This is a genomic window from Amycolatopsis methanolica 239 (assembly GCF_000739085.1).
Lineage (GTDB): Bacteria > Actinomycetota > Actinomycetes > Mycobacteriales > Pseudonocardiaceae > Amycolatopsis_E > Amycolatopsis_E methanolica.
In genome coordinates this window covers 4,492,661-4,509,640 of sequence record NZ_CP009110.1, presented here as the reverse complement: position 1 = coordinate 4,509,640, position 16,980 = coordinate 4,492,661, and the positions used below count along the sequence as shown (strand labels likewise).

Annotated in this window: 21 protein-coding genes and 1 pseudogene; 8 read left to right on the top strand and 14 right to left on the bottom strand. The window is 73.2% G+C overall.

Annotation, left to right across the window (positions count from 1 at the left end; genetic code table 11):
- Nucleotides 1-28: 28 nt before the first annotated feature.
- A complete protein-coding gene (locus AMETH_RS40630; RefSeq protein ID WP_223842905.1) occupies nucleotides 29-721 on the bottom strand; it encodes a hypothetical protein in 693 nt (230 codons plus the stop codon).
- Nucleotides 722-1,053: 332 nt separating this feature from the next.
- Between AMETH_RS40630 and AMETH_RS40625 the strand changes: the two genes are divergently transcribed.
- A complete protein-coding gene (locus tag AMETH_RS40625) occupies nucleotides 1,054-1,938 on the top strand; it encodes an alpha/beta hydrolase family protein (RefSeq protein WP_223842904.1) in 885 nt (294 codons plus the stop codon).
- A 388-nt stretch (nucleotides 1,939-2,326) separates the two neighbouring features.
- On the top strand, nucleotides 2,327-2,581 hold the full coding sequence (locus AMETH_RS21915; protein ID WP_017983302.1) for a hypothetical protein: 255 nt from the start codon (nucleotides 2,327-2,329) through the stop codon (nucleotides 2,579-2,581).
- A 320-nt stretch (nucleotides 2,582-2,901) separates the two neighbouring features.
- Here the strand turns inward: AMETH_RS21915 and AMETH_RS21910 are convergent, their stop codons facing one another.
- From AMETH_RS21910 to AMETH_RS35985, 3 genes are read right to left on the bottom strand one after another with little or no spacing between them, the layout of a single operon-like run.
- A complete protein-coding gene (locus AMETH_RS21910) occupies nucleotides 2,902-3,642 on the bottom strand; it encodes an ANTAR domain-containing response regulator (RefSeq protein ID WP_017983301.1) in 741 nt (246 codons plus the stop codon).
- Nucleotides 3,639-4,073 carry a class I SAM-dependent methyltransferase gene (locus tag AMETH_RS35990; RefSeq protein WP_051079427.1) on the bottom strand — a complete coding sequence of 145 codons (435 nt, stop codon included), beginning with the start codon at nucleotides 4,071-4,073 and terminating at the stop codon, nucleotides 3,639-3,641. Before AMETH_RS35990 ends, AMETH_RS21910 begins: the two co-directional genes overlap by 4 nt.
- Entirely contained in the window at nucleotides 4,070-4,552 is a 483-nt protein-coding gene (locus AMETH_RS35985; protein ID WP_051079426.1) for a hypothetical protein, read from the bottom strand. The genes AMETH_RS35990 and AMETH_RS35985 overlap by 4 nt, the downstream gene beginning before the upstream one ends.
- 39 nt (nucleotides 4,553-4,591) lie before the next feature.
- On the opposite strand from AMETH_RS35985, the gene AMETH_RS21900 reads away from it, so the two are divergent.
- From AMETH_RS21900 to AMETH_RS21890, 3 genes are read left to right on the top strand one after another with little or no spacing between them, the layout of a single operon-like run.
- Nucleotides 4,592-5,182, top strand: coding sequence for a phosphoribosylanthranilate isomerase (locus AMETH_RS21900; protein WP_017983300.1), 591 nt, complete (start codon nucleotides 4,592-4,594; stop codon nucleotides 5,180-5,182).
- Nucleotides 5,183-5,236: 54 nt separating this feature from the next.
- On the top strand, nucleotides 5,237-5,560 hold the full coding sequence (locus AMETH_RS21895) for a YciI family protein (protein ID WP_017983299.1): 324 nt from the start codon (nucleotides 5,237-5,239) through the stop codon (nucleotides 5,558-5,560).
- A complete protein-coding gene (locus AMETH_RS21890) occupies nucleotides 5,557-6,771 on the top strand; it encodes an RNA polymerase sigma factor (protein WP_017983298.1) in 1,215 nt (404 codons plus the stop codon). Before AMETH_RS21895 ends, AMETH_RS21890 begins: the two co-directional genes overlap by 4 nt.
- A gap of 723 nt (nucleotides 6,772-7,494) precedes the next feature.
- On the opposite strand, the gene AMETH_RS40620 is transcribed toward AMETH_RS21890, so the two are convergent.
- Complete coding sequence (locus AMETH_RS40620; protein ID WP_223842903.1) at nucleotides 7,495-7,761, bottom strand: hypothetical protein; 267 nt, start codon at nucleotides 7,759-7,761, stop codon at nucleotides 7,495-7,497.
- Complete coding sequence (locus AMETH_RS21885; RefSeq protein ID WP_223842902.1) at nucleotides 7,761-9,338, bottom strand: hypothetical protein; 1,578 nt, start codon at nucleotides 9,336-9,338, stop codon at nucleotides 7,761-7,763. Before AMETH_RS21885 ends, AMETH_RS40620 begins: the two co-directional genes overlap by 1 nt.
- A 119-nt stretch (nucleotides 9,339-9,457) precedes the next feature.
- Here AMETH_RS21885 and AMETH_RS21880 point away from each other — a divergent pair, with 119 nt between their 5' ends.
- Together AMETH_RS21880 and AMETH_RS21875 are read left to right on the top strand one after the other, a co-directional pair.
- On the top strand, nucleotides 9,458-9,811 hold the full coding sequence (locus tag AMETH_RS21880) for a cupredoxin domain-containing protein (RefSeq protein WP_017983296.1): 354 nt from the start codon (nucleotides 9,458-9,460) through the stop codon (nucleotides 9,809-9,811).
- Nucleotides 9,808-11,037: a hypothetical protein gene (locus AMETH_RS21875; protein ID WP_017983295.1), complete on the top strand. Its 1,230-nt coding sequence runs from the start codon at nucleotides 9,808-9,810 to the stop codon at nucleotides 11,035-11,037. The genes AMETH_RS21880 and AMETH_RS21875 overlap by 4 nt, the downstream gene beginning before the upstream one ends.
- A 147-nt stretch (nucleotides 11,038-11,184) precedes the next feature.
- On the opposite strand, the gene AMETH_RS21870 is transcribed toward AMETH_RS21875, so the two are convergent.
- The 3 genes from AMETH_RS21870 to AMETH_RS21860 all read right to left on the bottom strand — a co-directional run bounded on the left by AMETH_RS21870 (nucleotide 11,185) and on the right by AMETH_RS21860 (nucleotide 12,140).
- Nucleotides 11,185-11,430 (bottom strand): hypothetical protein, encoded by a 246-nt coding sequence (locus tag AMETH_RS21870; RefSeq protein WP_017983294.1) that lies wholly within the window; start codon nucleotides 11,428-11,430, stop codon nucleotides 11,185-11,187.
- Between the two features lie 96 nt (nucleotides 11,431-11,526).
- Complete coding sequence (locus AMETH_RS21865) at nucleotides 11,527-11,724, bottom strand: PspC domain-containing protein (RefSeq protein WP_038533306.1); 198 nt, start codon at nucleotides 11,722-11,724, stop codon at nucleotides 11,527-11,529.
- A gap of 140 nt (nucleotides 11,725-11,864) precedes the next feature.
- The gene (locus tag AMETH_RS21860) at nucleotides 11,865-12,140 is read right to left on the bottom strand and encodes a Rossmann-fold NAD(P)-binding domain-containing protein (RefSeq protein WP_026153241.1); all 276 of its coding nucleotides are present in this window, start codon (nucleotides 12,138-12,140) and stop codon (nucleotides 11,865-11,867) included.
- Between the two features lie 108 nt (nucleotides 12,141-12,248).
- On the opposite strand from AMETH_RS21860, the pseudogene AMETH_RS40615 reads away from it, so the two are divergent.
- Nucleotides 12,249-12,409: pseudogene (locus AMETH_RS40615) on the top strand (helix-turn-helix transcriptional regulator); the annotation flags it as partial.
- Here the strand turns inward: AMETH_RS40615 and AMETH_RS21855 are convergent.
- From AMETH_RS21855 to AMETH_RS21835, 5 genes are read right to left on the bottom strand one after another with little or no spacing between them, the layout of a single operon-like run.
- Nucleotides 12,345-13,157, bottom strand: coding sequence for an MHYT domain-containing protein (locus AMETH_RS21855; protein ID WP_017983292.1), 813 nt, complete (start codon nucleotides 13,155-13,157; stop codon nucleotides 12,345-12,347). The pseudogene AMETH_RS40615 and the gene AMETH_RS21855 overlap by 65 nt on opposite strands.
- A 14-nt stretch (nucleotides 13,158-13,171) precedes the next feature.
- The gene (locus AMETH_RS21850) at nucleotides 13,172-13,759 is read right to left on the bottom strand and encodes a GTP-binding protein (protein ID WP_017983291.1); all 588 of its coding nucleotides are present in this window, start codon (nucleotides 13,757-13,759) and stop codon (nucleotides 13,172-13,174) included.
- Nucleotides 13,740-14,126 carry a DUF742 domain-containing protein gene (locus tag AMETH_RS21845; RefSeq protein ID WP_017983290.1) on the bottom strand — a complete coding sequence of 129 codons (387 nt, stop codon included), beginning with the start codon at nucleotides 14,124-14,126 and terminating at the stop codon, nucleotides 13,740-13,742. The genes AMETH_RS21850 and AMETH_RS21845 overlap by 20 nt, the downstream gene beginning before the upstream one ends.
- Nucleotides 14,123-14,530: a roadblock/LC7 domain-containing protein gene (locus AMETH_RS21840; protein ID WP_017983289.1), complete on the bottom strand. Its 408-nt coding sequence runs from the start codon at nucleotides 14,528-14,530 to the stop codon at nucleotides 14,123-14,125. Before AMETH_RS21840 ends, AMETH_RS21845 begins: the two co-directional genes overlap by 4 nt.
- On the bottom strand, nucleotides 14,527-16,752 hold the full coding sequence (locus tag AMETH_RS21835; protein WP_017983288.1) for a sensor histidine kinase: 2,226 nt from the start codon (nucleotides 16,750-16,752) through the stop codon (nucleotides 14,527-14,529). The genes AMETH_RS21840 and AMETH_RS21835 overlap by 4 nt, the downstream gene beginning before the upstream one ends.
- Between the last annotated feature and the right edge of the window lie 228 nt (nucleotides 16,753-16,980).

Sequence of the window (16,980 nt, the reverse complement as noted above, 5' to 3'; positions counted from 1 at the left end):
TGGCGACGCCCGACATGAAGAAGAACCGCTACACCACGGCGCTGTGGGAGGTGGACCCGGCAGGCGAGCGCCCGGCGCGGCGGCTTACCCGCAGCACCGAGGGCGAGTCCGGTGCGGCCTTCACCCCGTCCGGCGACCTGCTGTTCGTTTCGGCCCGGCCGGACGCCGCGGCCGAGAGCGAGGACGGCCCCAAGAGCGCGCTGTGGCTGCAGCCCGCTTCCGGCGGGGACGCCCGCGTGATCGCGGCGCCGGCAGGCGGCGTCCGCGCGGTCGCCGTGGCGGCGGAGGCCGGCACGGTGCTGGCCGGGGCGCCGATGATGCCCTCGGCCACCAGCGCTGAGCACGACGCCGAGCTCCGCAAGGCCCGCAAGGACGCCGGGGTGTCGGCGATCCTGCACGAGGAGTACCCCATCCGCTTCTGGGACCACGACCTCGGCCCCGACCGCACCCGGCTGGTCGTCGCCGACGGGGTGCCGGCGGGGGAGGAGCGGCTCGAGCTGCGTGACCTCACCGGGCACGCGGGGCGCGCGCTGACCGACGAGGCCGCGTGGGACGTCTCGCCGGACGGGCGCACCGTCGTCACCACCTGGACGGTTCCCGAAGCGGGCGGTTCGCAGCGGCCCACGGTCGTCGCGATCGACGTCGCCACCGGCGAGCGCCGCGTGCTGGCCGACGACCCGGACCACGAGTACGAGTCGCCGCGGATCTCGCCGGACGGCACGCAGGTCGCGGTCGCCGTCTACCGCCGCTCGACCCCGCACGAGCCGGGCGACTACTGGCTCGCGCTGGTCCCGCTCGCCGGCGGCGAACTCCGGCCGCTGACCCGGAGCTGGGACCGGTGGCCGCACTCGGCGCGGTGGCTGCCGGACGGCTCGGCGCTCGTCGTCGGCGCCGACGACCAGGGCAGGGCGGCCGCTGTGGAAGGTCGACGCCGCCACCGGCGAGGTCACCCGGCTGACCGCCGACGACGGCGCCTACAGCGACCCGCGGATCTCGCCGGACGGGCAGTGGGTCTATGCGCTGCGCTCCGCGGTCGACCACCCGCCTGCCCCGGTGCGGATCGCCCTCGACGGCGGCGCGATCGAGCCGCTGCCCGGGCCCGCCGAGGCCCTCGGCCTGGACGCCGAGATCCCCGGACGGCTCGACGAGGTCACCGCCACCGCCGAGGACGGCACGCCGCTGCGGGCGTGGCTCGCGCTCCCGAAGGACGCCGGCGCCGGCTCGCCGGCGCCGCTGCTGCTGTGGATCCACGGCGGCCCGCTCGGATCGTGGAACGCCTGGCAGTGGCGGTGGAACCCGTGGCTCGCCGTGGCACAGGGCTACGCCGTGCTGCTGCCCGACCCGGCGATCTCCACCGGCTACGGGTACGACTTCATCAAGCGCGGCTGGGGGGCGTGGGGCGCGGCGCCGTTCACCGACCTGATGGCGCTCACCGACGCCGCGGAGCAGCACTCGGGGGTCGACGAGACCCGCACGGCGGCGATGGGCGGATCGTTCGGCGGCTACATGGCCAACTGGGTCGCCGGGCACACCGACCGGTTCAAGGCGATCGTCACCCACGCCTCGCTGTGGGCGCTGGACCAGTTCGGGCCGACGACCGACGCGACCTACTACTGGCAGCGCGAGCTCACCCCCGAGATGGCGGAGGCGAACTCGCCGCACCGCTTCGCCGACGAGATCACCACGCCGATGCTCGTCATCCACGGCGACAAGGACTACCGCGTCCCGATCGGCGAGGGGCTGCGGCTGTGGTGGGACCTGGTGTCCCGCTCGGCCGCCGAGGACGGCTCGACACCGCACAAGTTCCTCTACTTCCCGGACGAGAACCACTGGATCCTGACCCCGCACCACGCGAAGCTCTGGTACGCCACGGTGTTCGCGTTTCTCGCGCAGCACGTGCTGGGCAAGGACTGGGAGCGGCCGGACCTGCTCGGCTGACGGTTACACGCCGCCGGAGCGGGAAAGTCCTCCCTCGTCATCGTCACCGGCGAGGGAGGACCTGAGGCCACCAGCACGGGCGACGCCGCGGGCCGCGAACTGGCTCGCGGGGGCGGGGTCACGCACGTGGTGCGCCGCGAGGACGGCGAGATCGCGGAGCGGCGCGAGTATGGCCGGTGAGGCGAGGCTTGCTCTTGCGTGGCGAAATGGTGCGCTGCTCGGGTAGCGCCGCGGCTCAGTGTGAAATCCGCAAATCGTGCAGCCACTGTCGAAGGTAATTCGCGTCAGGACCACTCGGACGAGTGGCCGGGACAGTGCGTCGTGGGCGGCGAATGGCTAGGTTTCTCGTCTCGTTCGAAGAATCATTTTCCGATGAAGGGGAAACTCAGTGTCGCGCACACTTCGTGCTGGTGTCATCGGTCTCGCGGCCGTCTCGGCGGTTCTGTCCGGGGCGGGCGCCGCCTCCGCGGGCGGGGTCTCCGCCCCGCAGCTCAAGGCCGTCGGCATGACGCTCAACGGCCTCGCGGGCAAGGCCGGCACCCCGGGCGTGCTGGAGCCCGTCACGGGCAAGCAGAGCGCCCTTTCCCCGCTCACCGGCGGCAACCCACTGCGGCAGCTGACCGGCAAGCTGCCGATCGGCTGACCGGCAGGCCGGGCGCGTCGCGGAATGCCGTGGCGCGCCCGACCGCCTCAGCGCAGCCGCCGGCCCGCACCCTCAGCGCCGCCGCTTCTGCGCCCCGCGGGCGGGCTGCCTCAGGGCCGCCGCTTCTACGCCGCGGCCCGCTGCCTTAGCGCTGCCGATCCGCCGCTTCGGCGCCGCCGTCCAGCGCCTCACTGCCGCCGCTTCCGCCCCGCGGCCTGCTGTCGTTGCATCGCTGCCTCAGCGCGGCCGCTGCTGCGCCGCCGGCTCGCCGCTTCAGCGCGCTACCTCAGCACCGCCGGCCGCCGCCTCTGCGTGCCGCCTCAGCGCTTCAGCGATTCGAGCAGCTTCCTCGCCACCACGGCCAGCTTCGTGTTCGTCCGCTGGGACTCCTCGACCAGCCGGCCGAACGCCTCGTCCGCGCTGCACCCGTGGATCGCCATCAGCACGCCCTTCGCCTGGTCGATCTCGGCCCGGGAGGTCAGCGCTGTCTCCAGCTGGGCGATCTTGCGCTGCGTCGCGGCCCAGCGGCGGGCGTTGGCGAACGCCTCGCAGGCGGCCGTGGTGAACAGGCGCATCACCTGCTCGTCGTAGTCGTCGAAGGCCCGCGCGGTGAAGCTGTACAGGTCCAGCCCGCCCACGACCTCGTCCTCGCCATCCACCTCGCCGGGCAGCAGCACCGGCACCGACAAATACGTGTTGACACCGGCCGCCTTCGCCGAGGCGGTGAACTCCGGCCACTCCTCCTCGTGCTCGCCGACGATCGCGTGCACCGGATGCCGCCGAGTCGACGCCTCGACGCACGGGCCTCGGCGCGTCTTGTACTGGCACTCGTCGATCCCGACGATGCCCTCGTCGGTGGCCGCGAGGGTGTACAGGTGACCGTCCTCGGCGATCGCGGTGATCGTCGCGGAGTCGGCGTCGGGCAGCGTCGCCACGGCGCTCTCGGCGATCCCCCGCGCGACCTCCTCCAGCGGCTGGGTCGCCGCCTGACCGCGCAGGTCCTCCAGCGCGGCTGCGACGTGGTCGAGGCGGACGAGCGGATCTGCGCGGCTCTCGGTCATGCCCGGCGAGTACCCGGGGCCGCGGGCGCGTAACCGGGCGCCTTCCGCAGCCAGATGTTCCCGCCCGGGTTGCGCGCCATGTCCGGGACGGCCGCCGCCAGCAGCTCGCGGTGCCGCACCCACAGGTACTGCTGGAACCAGCGGACCTCGAAACGCGGGTTGTAGGCCAGGAACGCGCGCAGCAGGTACACCTCGTGCCAGGCGCGGTCCTCGGTCACCCACTCCAGCGGGTACTCGAACGGGAAGAACACGTCGTGCACGTGGATCCACACCCCATCGGCGAGGCGGGGCAGCACGTCGAAGAAGAGGTGGTTGACGTCGGAGCCCGCCTTGACCATGTGAGTGGAGTCGATGAACAGCACGTCACCGGCCTCCAGGGCGAGGAACGTCTCCAGCGGCACGTCCTGCACCGGCTGCTCACGAACGGTCACGTGCTGTTCGTCGCCGGGGCGCAGCAGCGACCGCAGCAGCTCCGGGTGGGTTCGACGAACGTCAGGCGCCGCGGGCGCAGGTGGCGCAACATCCCGTGCAGGACGAGCGCGTCGGACCAGGAGTACTCCGGGTTGCCGAAGAAGTAGCGGTACTCGGGCGACCGGTGTTCCGGGAACGGGTGGTCCTTCAGCGGTTCGGTGAGGACGGGCAGCAGCGCGAGCTGGTCGTCCTCGCGCAGGTCGAGACCGACGGGGTCGGCGGCGGTGTCGAACAGCGCGCCGGCGCGGGCGAGGACCTGCGCGGGGTCCGGCTGCGGCGAGTAGAAGTGCCCCGGCGGCACCCAGGTGCGGTAGGTGGCGGCGAGCTGGTCCCGTTCGGCCTCCGCCGCGGCGCACCGGGCGAGGAGGTCTTCGTGCGTCCGCCGCGAGACCGCGTATCGCCTGGCCAGGCCGCGCAAGCGGGTACCGATCAAGGACATCGCCGCAGTTTAGACCTCCGCGGCGCCTACCCTGGTGGGGTGTTCGTGAAGATCTGCGGCCTGCGCACCGAGGCCGACGTCGACTGCGCGGTGACCGCCGGGGCCGACGCCGTCGGGTTCGTCCTGACGCCGAGCCCCCGTCAGGTGACCGTGGAGGAGGCCACCCGCCTGGTGGCCGCCGTGCCCCCGGAGGTCCTCAGCGTGGGCGTGTTCCTGGGGATGCCCGTCGCCGACGTCCGGGACATCGCCGTCAAGACCGGGCTGGGCGCCGTCCAGTTGCACGGCGACGGCTACACGGCGGGCGACTTCGCCGAACTCGCCGGCCTGGGGGTGCGGCTGGTGCGGGCCACCTCCACCGCTGGTGAGCGGGTCGAGGTCGGCGCGTTCGGCGAGGAGATGCTCATCCTCGACTCGCCGCGGGCCGGGTCGGGGGAGCAGTGGGGCTGGTCGGCGCTGCGCGGCCAGACCGGGCGGTGGCTGCTGGCGGGCGGACTGCGGCCGGGCAACGTGGCGGAGGCGATCGGGACCGTGCGGCCGTGGGGCGTCGACGTCTCCAGCGGGGTGGAATCCACCCGCGGCACGAAGGATCATGGGCTGATCCGGGAATTCCTCGCCGCCGCGCGTCCCTGATCGCGGGTCCCGTTCGTCGGTGTGGTGAGAACACGACCGGCGAGGAGGACTGCGATGCAGTACATGCTGTTGATCTGCGGAGGCCCGGAGGCCGCCGAGCACGCCGAGGACGGCTGCGGCGGCTGGAGCGAGGAGATGGCCGAGCGGGGCGTCCTGCGTGGCGGGGCAGGGTTGCGGCCGCCGCACGAGGCGACCACGGTGCGGGTGCGGTCGGACGAGGTGCTGCTGTCCGACGGCCCGTTCGCCGAGACGCGTGAGCAGGTCGGCGGGTTCTGCCTCATCGAGTGCGCCGACCTGGACGAGGCGGTCGAGATCGCGTCGAAGCACCCGGCGGCCACCTACGGGTCCATCGAGGTCCGCCCGATCTGGCAGCCATGACCGACGTCCAGACCGCCCTCGTCCGCGCGTTCCGCGACGAGTGGGGGCAGGTGGTCGCGACCCTGATCCGGCTCACCGGCGACTGGGACCTCGCCGAGGAGTGCGCGCAGGACGCGTTCACCCAGGCAGTCGGGGCGTGGGCCCGGGACGGCGTGCCGCGCCGCCCCGGGGCCTGGCTCACCACCACCGCCCGCAACCGCGCTCTGGACCGGCTGCGCCGGGACGCGGTCGGGGCGGCCAAGCTGCGGGAGGTCGCCGCGATGCCCGAACCCGAACACTTCGAAGACGACAGCGGCGTGCCAGACGACCGGCTGCGCCTGATGTTCACCTGCTGCCACCCCGCGCTGTCGATGGACGCGCAGGTGGCGCTGACCCTGCGCACCCTCGCTGGGCTGACGCCCGCCGAGATCGCGCGGGCGCTGCTGGTCGCCGGGCCCGCGTTGCGGAAACGGCTGGTGCGAGCGAAGCAGAAGATCCGGCACGCCGGCATCCCGTACCGGGTGCCGCCCGCGCACCTGCTGCCCGAGCGGACGCCTGCTGTGCTGGCGGTCCTGTACCTGCTGTTCAACGAGGGCTACTCGGCGACGGCGGGCGCGGACCTGCTGCGCCGCGAGCTGTCGGCGGAGGCGATTCGGCTGGCGCGGGTGCTGCACGAGCTGATGCCGGACGAGCCGGAGGCCACCGGGCTGCTCGCGCTCCTGCTGCTGCAGGACTCGCGTCGGGATTCGCGGGTCGACGAGCGCGGGGACCTGGTGCTGCTGGCCGACCAGGACCGCGACCGGTGGGACCACGCCCAGATCGCCGAAGGCGTGGCGCTGCTGGAGGGCGCCCTGCGGCGCGGGGCGCCCGGCCCGTACCAGGTGCAGGCGGCGATCGCGGCGTGCCACGGGAAGGCGGCGCGGGCGGCAGACACGGACTGGCCGCAGATCGCCGCGCTGTACGGGAAGCTGGCGGCGATGACCCGGTCGCCGGTGGTGGAGCTGAACCGGGCGGTGGCGGTGGGGATGGCGGAGGGGCCGGCCGAGGGGTTGCGCCTGCTGTCCGATGTGGACCTGCCGGGGTACCACCTGGTGCCCGCCACGCGCGCGGAGTTCCTCCGCCGACTGGGCCGGCGCGCCGAGGCGGCCGCGGAGTACCGGGAGGCGCTGCGGCTCGTCACGACGGATGCCGAGCGCCGCTTCCTGACGCGGCGCCTGGCGGAGGTGGGGTAGCCGGTCGCGGGTGGTGGTGGGCCGAGCTGGGGCGGCCGGTGCGGTGCCGTGCTTGGGGGAGGGGCCGGTGCGGTGCCGTGCTTGGGGGGAGGGGCCGGTGCCGGTGGGGGTGCGGCGGCGGGCTTTGCGGGGGTGGCGGGTGCTGCGGCACGTGGGGGAGCTGGCCGGGGTGGGCGGTGCCGGGTGCCGTGGGGTTGGTGGTGGTGCGCCGAGGCTGCCCCACCGGCGGTAGCCGGGCGGCGTGTGGGGGTGGCTGGACGGGGGTGCGGTTCGCGGGGCTGGTGGCCGGGTTCGGCGCTGCGCGGAGGTACGGCGCGGTGGGGTGGCGGTGGTCTTTCAGGGAGCGCCCGGCGGCTCGAGGGTGAGCTGGCCGGGGTGGGCGGCGCCGGTGCGGGGCAGGCGGTGGCGGCTGGTGGGCGGAGTTGGGGTGCGGCTGGGCTGGCGGCGCCCTTCCATTGAGCGGCTGGTGCGGCTCCAGGGTGGCCTGGCTGGGCGGCGGCGCCCGTGCGCTGCGTGGGCGGAGGTGCCGGTGGCGGCAGGTACGGCGCGGTGGGTGGCGGTGCCCTGCCAGCGACCGCCGGTGCGGCCCGCGCGTGGGCTGGCGGCACCGGTGCGGGGCAGGGGGTGGCGGTGGCCCAGGCAGCGGTGCGCCTCCCCAGGTGAGCGCGTCCCGCGGAGCAAGGGGCGGCCGGTGCGCCCCCGGAAGGCACCGGCCGCCCCGGGTCAGCTGCTGACCCGCACCCGTCGCGCCGGGGAGGGCGCGCCGCCGGCCGCGGAGGTGTACAGCCACGCGAACAGGACCCACATGCCGCCGAACACCAGGCCTACCACCACGTACGCCACGGTCCACAGCACCAGCGGCGTGTCCGTCTTGCGTTCGCGCTGCAGGAACTCGATCTCCGACATGAACGGGCGCGGGCCGGACGTCGCGGAGATCTCCCCGGCGTTCGCGGCCGGGTCGGCGGGTGCGTAGATCGGCGCGATCGCCATCACCGCGCGCCGTAGTGCACGCGGATGCCGGTCTTCCACTGCCCGAACACCGGCAGCGGCTGCGTCGTGCGGTACGTGCCCTCCGCCGTCCGCTGCAGCGGTGCGCTGTAGAAATCCCCGCCCTGCCACGAGAAACCGTTGAGCCACACCGGATCCGACACCAGGTCCGCCCGATTGATCGTCACCGTCGCGGTCACCCACCGCGGCTGCCCGCCACCGTGCGGGTTCGAGATCGGCAAGCTCTCACCCGTGTCGGTGAGCTGGATGTTCGCCAGCAGGCCCGCGGGCGGGTCGGCGGGCGGGATCACCGCCGCCGACAGCACGACCGCCAGCAGCGCGCCGACGAGCCCGCCCAGGTGCCGCGTCCGGAACCGCACCGCGGGATCGCCCGACGGCGCCGGGTCCGACGGGCGCCGCGCGGCCACCGCCTCGACCCGCTGGTACTGCCACACCCCGATCAGCGCGCCCGCCACCGACGCGGCCGCGCCCCACAGCACGAAGGTGTCCATGTGGGACAGTGGCCACGGGTCCGGCATCAGCCACTGCGAGAACGCCCACTCGCCGAACATGCCGAACACCCCGCTCGCCAGCCCGGCCGCCACGGCGAAGGCGTACCCCTGCCGCCCGCGCAGCAGGACCGCCACCACCTCGATCACCAGAGCCTCGGCCGCGTACGGCAGCAGCAGGGCCACGTGCAGGTCGTTGACCAGCGGCAGCACCGCGAACACCGCCCTGGTCACCAGCACCACGGCCACCACCAGCAGCGCCCCGCCCGGCCCGCCGGCCAGGCGCCCGTAGACCAGCGTCCAGCTGCCGATCAGCCCGACCAGCACCACCTGGGCGAGCATCGGGAACTGCGGCACCCCGAGGTCGAACTCCATCAGGAACGCCGACGCGCCCATCAGCCAGGCCCCCGCGAGCAACGGCCCGAGCAGCCGCACCACCGGCCCGGTCGCGCCGACCTGCCGCGCCTCGCCGAGCAGCAGCTGCAGACCGATCACCACGCCGACGCCGCCGCCGATCATCAGCACGTGCGTCGGCCCCCACTCGGTGACGTCCTGGCCGAACAAGCGGTGCCACACGTCGTCCAGCGGGAACCCGGCGATGCCGACCAGGCCGGTCGCCATCATCTGGATGCTACCCATCGGCGCGCGCCAGTGCGGCCCGATCGGGAACGTGCGCACCGGCAGCTTCCCCTTCGCCAGCGCGGCGCTGAGCACCCCGCTGGCGAAGATGCCCATCAGTCCGAAGTAGATCGGGTAGTGCGACGGGTTGGCCAGCGGGCCCTCGTCGCGGCCGAGTTCCATGTGGATCGGCACGTCCCAGTACACGCCGATCAACGCGGCCATCCCGGACAGGAACGCGACGAACATCGGCAGCGCCGCCCACCGGGGCAGCCCGCTCAGCCCGGCCGACCAGTCCGCCAGCCTGCCGACCACCGTGGTGCGGCCGGCGCGCTCCCGGACGACGAACACGGCGAGCGGCAGGAAGATCACGAAGAACATCAGGCCCGCGATGACGATCTGGCCGAGCGCGGCCCCGCCCGCGGGCGGGCTGGACTCCTGGGCGACGAGCACGGTGGACCTTCCTCGATGAAGCCGGGCATGCGTGCTACCCGAAGTAACTGTTACCGTTGGTCACATACTTTACGGGTTCCCGGACGCGACGGGCAAGCCGGGCGGAGGAAGGACGGGGAATGCGCAGGTTCGTCGTGCCGGTCCTGGCGATGCTGTTGGTGACCACGGGTTGCGGGAGCACGGCGCCGCAGCAGCAGCCGGGCGCCGCGCCGGAGGTGGCGGTGTTCACCGTGACCGGCGGCAAACGGACGTCCGGGCCGGACCGGGTCGAGGTCGCGGCCGGCCGGACCGTGACCATCGAGGTCACCACCGACGCCCCGGACGAGCTGCACGTGCACGGCTACGACCGCACGGCCGACGTGGTGGCCGGGCAGTCCGCCTCGGTCACCTTCACCGCGGACATCCCCGGGTTGTTCGAGGTCGAGCTGCACAACAGCGGGGCCGCGCTGACCGAGCTCCGGGTGACGGCGTGATCCTCGCCCACGGTCTCGGCGGGCGCTCCGACCTGCCGGTCCCGCTGTGGCTCGCGCTCTACGCCGGCGCGGCCGCGGTGCTGGTGTCGTTCTTCGCGCTCACCGCGCTGTGGAAACGGCCGAAGCTGCGTGGCGCGGAAGCCGGGCGCGCCTGGCCGACGGCGCTCGAGCGGATCGCCGACGCCCGCGTCACGCGGATCGCGCTGCGCCTGCTCGGGCTGGCGCTGTTCGCGGTGTTCCTGGTGTTCGCCTGGACGGGCGAGGACGATTCGGCGCGGAACCCGGCAGGGGCCTGGTTCTACGTGTGGTTCTGGGTCGGGCTCGTCCCGCTTTCAGTGCTGTGCGGCCCGGTCTGGCGGCTGGTCAATCCACTGCGGACACTCACCGCGATCTGCCCCGGCCGTCTGCCGCCGCCGCGGTGGGGGTTCTTCCCGGCCATCGCGGGCCTGGTCGCGTTCCTGTGGCTGGAACTGGTGTACCCGCACTCCGACTCGCCGCGGGCGATCGCGGTGTTCGTCACCGCCTACGCGGTCGTGCACGTCGTGGCGGGTGCGGTGTTCGGGCCGCGCTGGTTCGACCGCGGCGACGGGTTCGAGGCCTACTCGGTGCTGATCGCCGCGCTGTCCCCGTGGGGCCGCCGCGCGGACGGCCGCCTGGTGCTGCGCAACCCGCTGGACGGCCTGCGCACCCTCGAACGCGAGCGCGGCCTGACCCCGTTCGTGCTGGTGGTGCTGGGCTCCACGGCGTTCGACGGGCTGACCCGGTTGCCGGTCTGGGGCGAGGCGACCCGCGACGGAAATCCCGTTCTCCTCGGCACCGCGGGCCTGGCGGTGGCGATCGGGCTCACCGCGCTGGCCTACGCCGGCGCGATCCGCCTGACCCGGCCGTATCTGCGGCGCTCGGTCACCGGCCCCTACGACGCCTTCGCGCCGTCGCTGGTGCCGATCATGGTCGGGTACACCGTCGCGCACTACTTCTCGTTCGCAGTGTTCGAGGGGCAGCGCGGGTTCGGCGGCGGCGTGGACTACATGGTGGTCTCCCCGGCGGCGATCGCGTTAACGCAGCTCGCCGGGATCGTGGCCGGGCACGTGCTGGCGGTGACCTCGACGCACGACCGCGCGCTCGGCGTGCTGCGGAGCGGTTATGCGAAGGTGGGGCAGTACCCGATGCTCGCCGTGATGGTCTGCTACACGGCGGTGGGCATCGCACTGGTCTCGGGAGCGTGAATGCGTGAGCGGATGATCCTGGCCCACCAGGGCGGGTGGGACGAGACCCTGATCATCGTGGGGCCCATCGCGATCATCGTGGTGCTCATCGTGGTCGCCCGCCGCCAGGCCCCTCCACCGGAGGAGCCCGACGAGGACGACGCGCCGTCAGCGGAGCAGACGGGCGATGAGGCCGGTGACGACGAGCCAGAAGACCGCCGCCACACCGTAGTTGACCAGCACGTTGAGCTGCCCGTTGGCGATGGGGAAGAGCCCGGGGAAGAACAGCGCAAGCGGCTGGGCGATCGAATCGACGAAACGGTAGAAGGCGTTCGCCGTGTTGGCGCCGGCCAGGACCAAGACGATGTAGATCGCCTCGACGAGCGCGAACAGCGCCCCGATCCCGGTGACCACTCGCACGGCGGTGCCGCGTCCACGGTAAATTCCCGTTCTGGCCATGCGAAGGAGTAGCCCCCTTCGTGAATTTCAAACCCGATCGGGTGATGCGGGTCAGCGTTTCTCGTTCGGGATGATGACCCACAGCACCAGGTAGACCAGGAACTGCGGGCCCGGGAGCAGGCAGGACAGCACGAACAGCAGGCGCATCGTGCGGGGCTTCCACCCGAGGCGGTAGGCCAGGCCCGCGCACACCCCGGCGATCACGCGATTGTGCCGGGACCTCGTCAGTGTGGTCGTTGTCGTCGTCATGTCTCCACGATGCCCGCGTCCGCGGCCGCGCGCATCGGTGGAAACCCCCGAATCGTCCCTGGGTTCAGCCCCAGTGTCCGGTGCGGGCAAGTCGGCGAAGTCGCGCGGCGGACGGCCCAGCACGCGCCGCACGCCGTCGGTCACCGGTTCGTTGCGGCCGTCCAGCACCTCGCTCGGCGGCCGCGCGAACTCCGGCCCCACATCGGCCGCGACGAGGCCGGCGCGAACTCCGCGGCGCTCACCGGCAGGTACCGCACCGGACGGCCGAGCGCGGCCGAGATCTCCGCCGCGGCCTCGGCGAACGTGAGCAGCCGCGGACCGGTGATCTCGTGCACCAGCCCAGCGTGCCCGTCCTCGGTCAGCGCCTTCGTCGCCACGTCCGCGATGTCGTCGGTGTCGATGAACGGCTCCGACACCTCGCCCGCCGGGAACGCGTTTCTGCGTGACGAAGCTCGCCCGCACCACCGTCCACTCCGGACCGGTGTCGTGGATCACCTTCTCGCCGCACCGCGCGCCTACCTCACCGGCTCGCGCTCGCCGCGGACCTGCGTCGCGACCCGGACATCACGCTCGCGGCCGCCGCGTCGGCTACTCGAGCCCGCTCGCGCTCAGCGTCGCCTTCAAACGAGCTCACGGCGTGAGCCCGCAGCGGCACCGGCCGGGAGCGGCTGCTCATCCGGGGTGACGTCCTCCCCGGCGGGCTCCGGCGGCGCCTGCGCCATCAACACGGCGCAGACCGGCACCGCCAGCGCGATCGCGGCCAGCACGAACACGGGGAACAGGAACGAGAACACCTCGGCGCCGGACGGGTCGGGCGCGCTGACGTCGACCTGCACCCGGACCGCCGCCATGCCGGTGTAGTGCATGCCGGTGACCGCCGCGCCCATGACGAGTCCGGCGAGCAGCCGCCACTGCAGCTTGTCCAGCGCGGCGGTGAACCACAGCGCCGCCGTAGCCGCGACCACCGCGATCACGATCGACAGCGCGACCAGGCCGCCCTGGTAGCCGATCGTGCCCTTGATCTGCACCGCCCACATGCCGGTGTAGTGCATGAGGTTCACCGCGAGCCCGGTGATCAGCCCGGCCGCCAGCAGCCGCCACCACCGGAACCGCTCGCGCACACCGAACACCAGCAACCCGGCGAACACCGACAGGACGGCCAGCACCGCGGACAGGATCGTGCGCGGGATGTCGTAGCGCACCGGCAACCCGGGCGTGGCGAACCCGAGCATCGCGATAAAGTGCATGACCCAGATGCCGACGCCGCCGATCGACACGGCGGCCAGCGCCAGCCACGCGATCCGCGCCCGCTGGCTGACCGCGGTGCGGGCCTGGAGCGTGCACGCCAGGCCGAGCGCGCAGCCCGCCACCGAAGTGAGGTAGGCGAGCACCATCACCCAGGCGCCCATTTCGAAGTGGTGAACGTGATCCATTGCAGACTCCTCGTTCAACGGCGCAGGCGCGCCCGCATCCGGCCGATGGCGTGCTCGCTCGTCGTGATCAGCGTCTGCTTCGTCGACTCCATCGAGCGAGCGTCGCAGCTGACGATCGGGACCCCGGGCGCGACGGAAAGCGCTTCCCGCACGTCGTCGACCGAGTGCCGCCGCGAGCCGGGGAACTGGTTTAGCGCCACCACGAACGGCAGGCGGCGGGTCTCGAAGAAGTCGATCGCGGGGAAGCAGTCCGCCAGACGCCGCGTGTCCACCAGCACCACCGCGCCGATCGCGCCGCGCACCAGGTCGTCCCACATGAACCAGAACCGGTGCTGGCCCGGCGTGCCGAACAGGTACAGCACCAGGTCCTGCGCGAGCGTGATGCGGCCGAAGTCCATGGCCACCGTCGTCGCCGCCTTGCCGGGGATCCCGCCGACCTCGTCGACGCCGACCGACGCCTCGGTCATCGCCGCTTCCGTCCGCAGCGGGATGATCTCCGAGATCGACCCGACGAACGTCGTCTTGCCGACGCCGAACCCGCCGGCCACCACGAGCTTGGCCGAGGTGATGCGGTTCCGCGTCTCAGAGCGTGCGTAGTCCACTCAGGACCCTTTCCAGGAGGTCGTGGCGTTCGTCCCAGGTGGCGTTGTCGCCGAGGGTGTCCCGCACGGTCACCAGCCCGGCGCCCAGCAGGTCGCTCACGATCACCTTCGCCACACCGAGCGGGATGTTCAGGTGCGCCGCGATCTCGGCGACCGAGCGCGGCCGCAGGCACAGCTGCGTCACCACCGATGGCGCGCTCGCGCGGTTGTAGGGCAGGGTCTGGCCTTCGGTCGTGGTCTGCACCAGCGCTTCGATGGCCAGCTCGACCGCGGGCTGCGTGCGGCCCTCGGTCCAGGCGTACGGGCGAGCCAGGGACGGCGAGCGGGAGTTCGGCCTGCGGTCCCCGAAGCTGTCGGGCTCACTCACGGCCTTGCCCGGTACGCGACCTGGCGCGCCGGCGTCTCGACCATGCGGCCGACGCGGTCGACCAGGAGCGTCATCTCGTACCCGACCAGCCCGATGTCGCAACCCGGGCTCGCGAGCACGACGAGGTTCGAGCCGTCCCCGACGCTCATCAGCAGCAGGAACCCGTCTTCCATCTCGATCACCGACTGCACGACGCGGCCGGCGGTGAACAGCTCCGCCGTGCCCACGGCGAGGCTCGCGAGCCCCGACGCGATCGCCGAGAGCTGGTCGGCCCGGTCCTTGGGCAGGCTCTCGTTCGCCGCGACCAGCAGGCCGTCCGCGGACACCAGCGCGGCGTGCGCGACCCCGGCCACCTCCTGGGTGAACGCCGACACCAGCCAGCCCGGGCCGTGCTCTTCGGTCATCGTGGTTCCGCCTTCCCCTGTGGTGCCTGCCCGTTGCCGTTTCCCGTGCGGGCCCGGGCGGCGCGCATTCCGTTGTAGTGCCTGGCCAGGTTGTTCCGGACCGCGTTCGGGTCGCGGAAACCGGCCGGATCGGGTGCCGCGGCCTGCCGCGGCATCGCCGCGCCCGGCGCGAGCTGCGCGCCGGGACGGCGCGTCGGCAGCCCGGCGCTGGTGACCTGCACGGCGACCGGCTGCTCGGTCGCGATCTCCGCGGCGCGCCAGCTGTCGTCGGCCGGGCTGCTGAAGTCCGGCTCCGGCTGCGTGGCGAACCACCCGGACACCACTCCGTCGAAGATCGGGGTGCGCACGGGCGTGGCGGCCGGCCGGGCCCGCGCGGGCACCGGCTCGCGGCGCACGGGCGCCGGGTCGGTCGCGGCGAGGCCGTCGGCGAGCACCAGCGCGCCCGGGACGTGCACGCTGGCCGTGATGCCGCCGTGCTTCGCGCCCGGGTGCGTCGGCCGCAGGCGCACCGTGACCCCGAGCGGCGCGGCCAGCCGCCCCACCACGAACAGGCCCATCCGCCGGGTGGTCTCCGGGCTGACCGTGTCACCCGAGGCCAGCCGCTGGTTGGCCGAGGCCAGGTCGTCCGGCTGCATGCCCAGCCCGCTGTCGACCACCTCGACGAGCAGCCCGCCGTCGGCGCCGCGGTCGGCGGTGAGCAGCACCTTGTGCTCGGGCGGGGAGAACCGGATCGCGTTCTCCAGCAGCTCGGCGAGGATGTGCACGACGTCGCTGGCGGCGTGCGAGCGCAGCGCGCCGTTGGGGGCGTTGACGATGGTGACCCGCCGGTAGTCCGTCACCTCGGAGGTCGCTGCGCGCAGCAGCTCGGCGGTGGAGACCGGGCCGTGGTCCCGCCTTGCCGGGCTGCCGCCCGCGAGGACTTGGAGGTTCTCGCCGTTGCGGCGCAGGCGGGTCGCCATGTGGTCCAGGCGGAACAGCTCCTCCAGGCGCTGCGGGTTGCGCTCGTCGGCTTCCAGGTCCTCGATGAGGGTGAGCTGCTGCTCGACCAGCGACTGGTTGCGGCGGGCCAGCGTCATGAACATCTCGCTGACCTGGCGGCGCAGCTCCGCCTGGTCGGCGGCCAGTCGCACGGCCTGCCGGTGCATGTCGCCGAAGGCCTGCGCCAGCTGCCCGATCTCCTCGTCGCCGTCCACCGGGACCGGCTCGATCGACTCCCAGGACACCGATTCGCCCGCCCGGACCTTCTCGATCGTCTCCGGCAGCTCGCGGCGCGCGGCGGCCAGCGCGGCCGCGTGCAGGCGGCGCACCGGCGTCACCAGCGAGCGCGCGACGAGCAACGCGATCGCCAGTGCTCCTAGCAGTGCGCCCAGCACGAGCGCGGTGTCGCGCAGGGCGCTGGAGCGGGCCTCGTTGGTGCGCTCGCCGACGGTGGCCGCCAGATCGCGCACCTGCCCCGCCAGCAGGTCGGACAGCGCCGCCGATTCGGTCGACAGCGCGGTGAGCAGGCCGGGCAGCCTGCTCCCGTTGCCGGTCGTGAGCGCGTCCAGCAGGACGGCCTGGCGGTTGCTGTTGCTGCCCGTGATGGACCGGAACCGCCCGAGCACATTCTGCGGCAGGCCGCGCTCGACCTGGCTCGCCAGCACGCCTTCCTCGGCGGCCGCGCGGGCGGCCGCGGCCAGCAGCGTGTCGTTGACCGGGCCGGTGCCCGATGCGCGGATCAGCGCCTCCTCGACCGCGCGGGTGGTGCGCAGCTGCATCAGCGCGCCCGCGGTCGCCGCCGTGGTGTCCATCGCGGAGCTGTCCGCCGCGGCGATGGACTCTGGCAGGATCCGGCTCAGGTCCACCGCGATGTCGTGGTAGCCGACGGTCATCGCCACCGTCGCCGAACCGGTCGCGGCGCCGGCCATCCGCAGTCCGGCGAGCCGCCCGAGCGCGGTGTCCAGCGTCCGCGCGGTGTCCGTGGGCAGCTGCGCGAACTCGGCCTGCTTCTGCACGGCGGTGGTCTTCGCGTCGACGGTGGAGATCTGCCTGCCCAGTTCGCTGCTGCCGGGCGAGGCGACGGCCAGCACCATCTCGTCCTCGACGAGCGCGGTGAGGTCCAGGGTCGACTGCAGCGCGGGCAGCTGGTCACGCACCGCGCTGAGCTTGCTCGCCTCGGCGAGCTCGGCCCGCACCCGCGCCCCGGCCAGCGCCAGCGCGACCACCACCGGCAGCAACAGCACGACCGAGATTTTCGTGCGCAGGCTCCAGCCGCGCGGATGCCATGCCCCAGAGCCGGAGCCCGCTGTATCCATTTCTTCGTTGCCCGCCCGATTCGTGTCCATGCCCCGTTCCGCGCGGGATCGCGGCGAAAGCGGAACGCGGTGATTGGCTTCCCCAGGTGATCGGTGTCAGGAGAAAACCGCAGCCGGGCGACGTTGTCAACCCTGCGCGTCGTACCTGGTGAACGA

Bases quoted from the DNA above. Each gene is read 5' to 3' on its own strand.
- AMETH_RS21895 (WP_017983299.1), top strand. From the start codon at position 5,237: ATGCAGTACATGCTGTTGATCTGCGGAGGCCCGGAGGCCGCCGAGCAC.
- AMETH_RS21855 (WP_017983292.1), bottom strand. From the start codon at position 13,157: ATGGATCACGTTCACCACTTCGAAATGGGCGCCTGGGTGATGGTGCTC.
- AMETH_RS21890 (WP_017983298.1), top strand. From the start codon at position 5,557: ATGACCGACGTCCAGACCGCCCTCGTCCGCGCGTTCCGCGACGAGTGG.
- AMETH_RS21865 (WP_038533306.1), bottom strand. From the start codon at position 11,724: ATGACGACGACAACGACCACACTGACGAGGTCCCGGCACAATCGCGTG.
- AMETH_RS35985 (WP_051079426.1), bottom strand. From the start codon at position 4,552: ATGTCCTTGATCGGTACCCGCTTGCGCGGCCTGGCCAGGCGATACGCG.
- AMETH_RS40620 (WP_223842903.1), bottom strand. From the start codon at position 7,761: ATGGCGATCGCGCCGATCTACGCACCCGCCGACCCGGCCGCGAACGCC.
- AMETH_RS21880 (WP_017983296.1), top strand. From the start codon at position 9,458: ATGCGCAGGTTCGTCGTGCCGGTCCTGGCGATGCTGTTGGTGACCACG.
- AMETH_RS21840 (WP_017983289.1), bottom strand. From the start codon at position 14,530: ATGACCGAAGAGCACGGCCCGGGCTGGCTGGTGTCGGCGTTCACCCAG.
- AMETH_RS21910 (WP_017983301.1), bottom strand. From the start codon at position 3,642: ATGACCGAGAGCCGCGCAGATCCGCTCGTCCGCCTCGACCACGTCGCA.